Genomic DNA, 5,025 nt, shown 5'->3' with positions numbered 1-5,025 from the left:
GGGCGTGCGCGGCGCGCCGGACCCTCCGGACGCCGCCGCGGCGCGGGGACGCCGTCGGCCGACCGGCTCCGGCACCGGGGCGGGCACGGCGTCGGCGGGAGCGGAGCCGGCCCAGCGGTAGCACTCGAGGCGGGCCGCCGAGGCGTGCGCCTCGCGCTTGTGGGGGTCGAGGATCGGGAGCCGGTCGTCGACGCGCAGGACGTCGTCGTAGGCCTCGCCCACCCACCGCGTGTGGGGGTCCACGACCAGCGCGGGCAGCGGCGGCGTGCCCTCGTGGCGGCACAGGTGCGCGACGGGGACCAGCACCTTGGGCAGCCACTGGGTGACCGGGCGGCTGGTGCGGATCTCGCTCGCCTCCTGCACGCGCTCGCCGAGGTCGGTGGTCGTGATCGTCGCGCGGTAGTCGCCCGCGACCTCGACCAGCACGCCGTACGCCTCGCGCACCCAGGCCTCGAGGGCGATCGCCTCCGAGGTGGGGGTGCCGGACGGTTCTCGCCAGAAGCCCTGTCGTTGCGCCACCGCCCCACTCTAAGCACCGGGTCCGAGTCACGCGCGGCCCCGCCGAGATGTACCTCACGTCCCCGGGGCCCGGTCGGGCGATACCCTGCCGGGCGGAGACCCACGACCCCAGGAGCGCCACGTGCCCGACTCGGCCCACATCAAGCCGCTGCAGAAGGTGCTCGTCGCCAACCGCGGCGAGATCGCCGTCCGCGTCATCCGCGCCTGCAAGGACGCCGGCATCGGCAGCGTGGCGGTCTACGCCGAGCCCGACCGCGACGCGCTGTTCGTGCGGCTGGCCGACGAGGCCCACTCGCTCGGGGGCGCGACCCCGGCCGACTCCTACCTCGACATCACGAAGATCGTCGCTGTCGCGCAGAAGTCCGGCGCCGACTCGATCCACCCCGGCTACGGCTTCCTCGCCGAGAACGCCGACTTCGCCCAGGCCGTGATCGACGCCGGGCTCACCTGGATCGGTCCCCCGCCCGCCGCGATCGAGGCGCTCGGCGACAAGGCCAAGGCCAAGCACATCGCCGACAAGGCGAAGGCGCCGCTCGCCCCCGGCACCAAGGACCCCGTCAAGGACGCCGACGAGGTCGTGGAGTTCGCGAAGGCCAACGGGCTGCCCGTCGCGATCAAGGCCGTCTTCGGCGGCGGCGGGCGTGGCCTCAAGGTCGCCCGCACGCTCGAGGAGATCCCCGACGCCTACGAGTCGGCGGTCCGCGAGGCCGTCACGGCGTTCGGCCGCGGCGAGTGCCTGGTCGAGAAGTTCCTGGACAAGCCCCGCCACGTCGAGACCCAGTGCCTCGCCGACCAGCACGGCAACGTCGTGGTCGTCTCCACCCGCGACTGCTCGCTGCAGCGCCGCAACCAGAAGCTCGTCGAGGAGGCGCCCGCGCCGTTCCTGACCGACGACCAGGTCGCCGAGCTCTACGAGTCCTCCAAGCGGATCCTCCTCGAGGCCGGCTACTACGGCGCCGGCACCTGCGAGTTCCTCGTCGCCCAGGACGGCACGATCTCGTTCCTCGAGGTCAACACCCGCCTGCAGGTCGAGCACTGCGTGTCCGAGGAGGTCACCGGCATCGACCTGGTCCGCGAGATGTTCCGCATCGCGGCCGGCGAGGAGCTCGGCTACGGCGACCCGGAGATCCGCGGGCACTCGATCGAGTTCCGCATCAACGCCGAGGACGGCGGGCGCAACTTCATGCCGGCCCCCGGCACCCTGTCGGCCTGGAGCCCGCCGAGCGGTCCGGGAGTCCGCGTCGACGGCGGCTACGAGAACGGCGAGACCATCCCGGGCTCGTTCGACTCGCTGATCGCCAAGCTCATCGTCACCGGCCGCGACCGCACCCAGGCCCTCGAGCGCTCGCGCCGCGCCCTCGACGAGTTCGTCGTCGACGGCATGCCGACCGTGATCCCCTTCCACCGCGCGGTGGTCTCCGACCCGGCGTACGTCGGCTCCTCCACGCCGTCCGGCGAGGGCGAGTTCACCGTCTACACGCAGTGGATCGAGACGGACTTCGACAACCAGATCACTCCCTACGGCGGCGAGGTCGCCGAGGCCGACGAGCCGGTGGAGACCCAGAAGGTCGTCGTCGAGGTCGACGGTCGCCGGCTCGAGGTGGTCCTCCCGGCGGGCCTGGGCGGAATCTCCGCCGGGGGCGGCGCCAAGAAGCCCCAGCGCGCCTCCGGCAAGAAGGCCGGCGCCGCGGCCAGCGGCGACTCCGTGACGAGCCCGATGCAGGGAACGATCGTCAAGGTCTCCGTCACCGAGGGCCAGGAGGTCGCCGAGGGCGACGTCATCGTGGTCATGGAGGCCATGAAGATGGAGCAGCCGCTCAAGGCCCACAAGGCCGGCACCGTCACCGGGCTGCAGGCCGAGGTCGGCGCCACCGTCACCAACGGTGCCGTCATCTGTGAGCTCAAGGACTGACCGCTAGCCTCGGCTGCGTGCACCAGCCGACCCTGCGAGAGCCCCGCGAGCGGGTCAGCACCAAGGCCCGCCTGATGTGGCAGGTGTCGAACCTGGTCGAGGGCGTCGTCACCGTCGCCGTCCTCGCCGTCGCCGCGGGCATGTGGGACGCCGTCGACCTCACCTGGTGGATGGTCGCGCTCGGCCTGCTCGCCGTGGTGGCGTACGCCGCCGTGGTGCCGCAGTGGCGCTACCTGGTGCACCGCTGGGAGGTCACCGACACCGCCGTCTACACCCAGACCGGCTGGTGGGCGCGGGAGCGGCGGATCGCGCCGATGTCGCGCATCCAGACCGTCGACTACGCCGAGACCCCGGTGGCGCGGCTGTTCGGGCTGGCCACCGTCACCGTCACCACCGCGTCCGCGGCCGGCGCGCTGCAGATCGCCGGCCTCGCCCGGCACCGCGCCCAGCAGCTCGTCGACGAGCTCACGCTCAAGGCCGACGCCGTGGAGGGCGACGCGACGTGAGCCACCCCGCTCCCCCGGCCGCGCCCGACGACTGGCAGCGGCTGGACCCGCGGATGCTGCTGGTCCACCCGGTTCGCGAGGTCGTGCGCTTCCTGCCGCCGCTGATCGGGCTGTTCCTCGCGGGCGCCGCCTCCGGCGGCCAGCCGTGGCAGTTCCTCGGCATCGTCGTGCCCGTGGTCCTCGGCCTGTTCCGCTACCTCACCACCAGCTTCCGCGTCGCCGCCGGCCGCGTCGAGCTCAAGCGCGGCCTGCTGAGCCGCCACGTGCTGTCGACGCCGCTCGACCGCGTGCGCACCGTCGACCTCACGGCCTCCCCGATCCACCGGGTCCTCGGGCTGACCACGCTGCGGATCGGCACCGGCACCGGCGCCAGCGGGGAGGACGACGACCTCGACCTCGACGGACTGCCCGTCGCCCGCGCCCAGCAGCTGCGCTCGGACCTGCTGCGGACCGCCCACGCCGAGGACCCCGCGACGACGCCGGACGGCGTCCCACCCGCTCCCGAGCGGCCCGTGGTCGAGCTCGACCTCGCCTGGCTGCGCTACGCGCCGCTCACCACCAGTGGACTGGTCGTGACCGCCGGCATCCTGGGCCTCGGCGGCCAGGTCCTGAGCAACGTCCCCCTGTGGGACGAGATCGACCCGACCTCCTGGCACATCGGCCTCCCCGGCTGGACCGCCGTGGCGCTGGGCCTCGTCGTGCTCGCCGTCCTCGTCGTCGCCGTCTCGGTCCTCGGCTACCTCGTCACCAACTGGGGCTTCGCCCTCACCCGCGCGCGCGGGTCCTGGCACCTGCGTCGCGGCCTGGTCACCACCCGCGAGACGAGCCTCGACGAGGAGCGCGTCGCCGGCGTCACGGTCGGCGAGCCGCTCGGCCTCCGCCTGGCCGGCGGCGGCCGGCTCACCGCGATCGTCACCGGGCTCGGCTCCGCGTCGGGCAGCTCCACGCTGGTGCCGCCGGCGCCGCTCGCCGTGGTGCAGCGCGCCGGGGCGGCCGTGCTCGGCACCGACGCCCCGGTGCGCGCGGAGCTGACCCGCCACGGTCCCGCCGCCTCGCGGCGCCGCTACACCCGTGCCGTCGGTACGGCGGTCGTGCTCGCCGCCGCGGTGGCCGCGGTGCCGCTCGCCCTCGGGGCGCCGTGGTGGTCGGTGCTGCCCGTCCTGGTGCTGCCGCTGCTCGCCCTCCCTCTGGCCGCCGACCGCGCCCGCGGTCTCGGCCACGCGCTCGCCGACGGCCACGTCGTCGCCCGGTCGGGCACGCTCGCCCGCCGCCGCGACCACCTCGAGGTCGACCACGTCATCGGGTGGAACCTGCGTGCCACGTGGTTCCAGCGCCGCCTGGGGCTGACCTCGCTGGTCGCGACCACCGCGGGCGGGCCCCAGTCGGTCACCGTGATCGACGTCCCCGAGCCGCTCGCCGTCGCCCTGGCCGCCGAGACGCTCCCCCACGTGGTGCGCCAGTTCCTCGCCTGAGCGCCGAGGATCCCTCGCGCGAGGGAGTCGCGCAGGGGCGGTGGGCTGCCAGACTGCCCGGGTGACGATCGACCTCGACCCGTGGCGCCGGCGGCTGGACCCGCTGCTGGACCCGTTCGTCGCCACGGTCGTGGGCGTCCTGTCGCTGCTGCCGCTGCTCCGCATGGACGACGGGTGCGGGTGCCCCCCGGCCGGGTGGTGGGCCTACGGGATCGTCGCGGCTCAGTGCGCCCCGCTCGCGGTGCGGCGGCTGTTCCCCTTCGTGGCCCCCCTGGCGACGGGCGTGGCCACCATGGTCTACGGAATCACCGACCTCCCGGACCCGCCCGTGCCCTACGCGGCGCTGGTCTCGCTCTACACCGTGGCCGCCTACGCGCCGCGCGCCTGGGCCAACGGAGCCGGTGCCTTCGCGGTCGCCGGGGTCGCCGCCGTCTTCGTGGTCGACTGGCCGCAGTGGGACGCGGAGGACCTGAGCGTCTCGGTGCTCCTGATGTCGACGGCGTGGCTGCTGGGCGAGGCGACGCGCAGCCGCCGCGACCGCGCGGCGCAGGCCGAGGCGCGCGCCGCCCAGCTGGAGCGGGCGCGGGCCGCCGAGTCCGAGGCGGCCGTGGCGGCC

The 5,025-nt window shown here is 74.6% G+C and carries 5 protein-coding genes; 4 read left to right on the top strand and 1 reads right to left on the bottom strand.

Translation table 11 applies throughout. From position 1 onward, the window contains the following. A partial coding sequence (locus IRQ30_RS22985; RefSeq protein WP_193615139.1) for a hypothetical protein occupies positions 1–519 on the bottom strand: 519 nt, incomplete at its 3' end. Between the two features lie 121 nt (positions 520–640). On the opposite strand from IRQ30_RS22985, the gene IRQ30_RS22980 reads away from it, so the two are divergent. The 4 genes from IRQ30_RS22980 to IRQ30_RS22965 all read left to right on the top strand — a co-directional run. Then, positions 641–2,431 (top strand): acetyl/propionyl/methylcrotonyl-CoA carboxylase subunit alpha, encoded by a 1,791-nt coding sequence (locus tag IRQ30_RS22980; protein ID WP_338089836.1) that lies wholly within the window; start codon positions 641–643, stop codon positions 2,429–2,431. 17 nt (positions 2,432–2,448) lie between these two features. After that, positions 2,449–2,937, top strand: coding sequence for a PH domain-containing protein (locus IRQ30_RS22975; protein WP_338089835.1), 489 nt, complete (start codon positions 2,449–2,451; stop codon positions 2,935–2,937). Continuing rightward, positions 2,934–4,409 (top strand): PH domain-containing protein, encoded by a 1,476-nt coding sequence (locus IRQ30_RS22970; RefSeq protein ID WP_193615138.1) that lies wholly within the window; start codon positions 2,934–2,936, stop codon positions 4,407–4,409. Before IRQ30_RS22975 ends, IRQ30_RS22970 begins: the two co-directional genes overlap by 4 nt. 61 nt (positions 4,410–4,470) lie before the next feature. Then, the coding region (locus tag IRQ30_RS22965) for a DUF7134 domain-containing protein (RefSeq protein WP_227468019.1) at positions 4,471–5,025 on the top strand (555 nt) is incomplete at its 3' end.

Origin of the sequence: Nocardioides lijunqiniae, from assembly GCF_015024225.1 — a bacterium.
GTDB classification, from domain to species: domain Bacteria; phylum Actinomycetota; class Actinomycetes; order Propionibacteriales; family Nocardioidaceae; genus Nocardioides; species Nocardioides lijunqiniae.
This window is presented reverse-complemented; position numbering and strand designations above follow the sequence as displayed.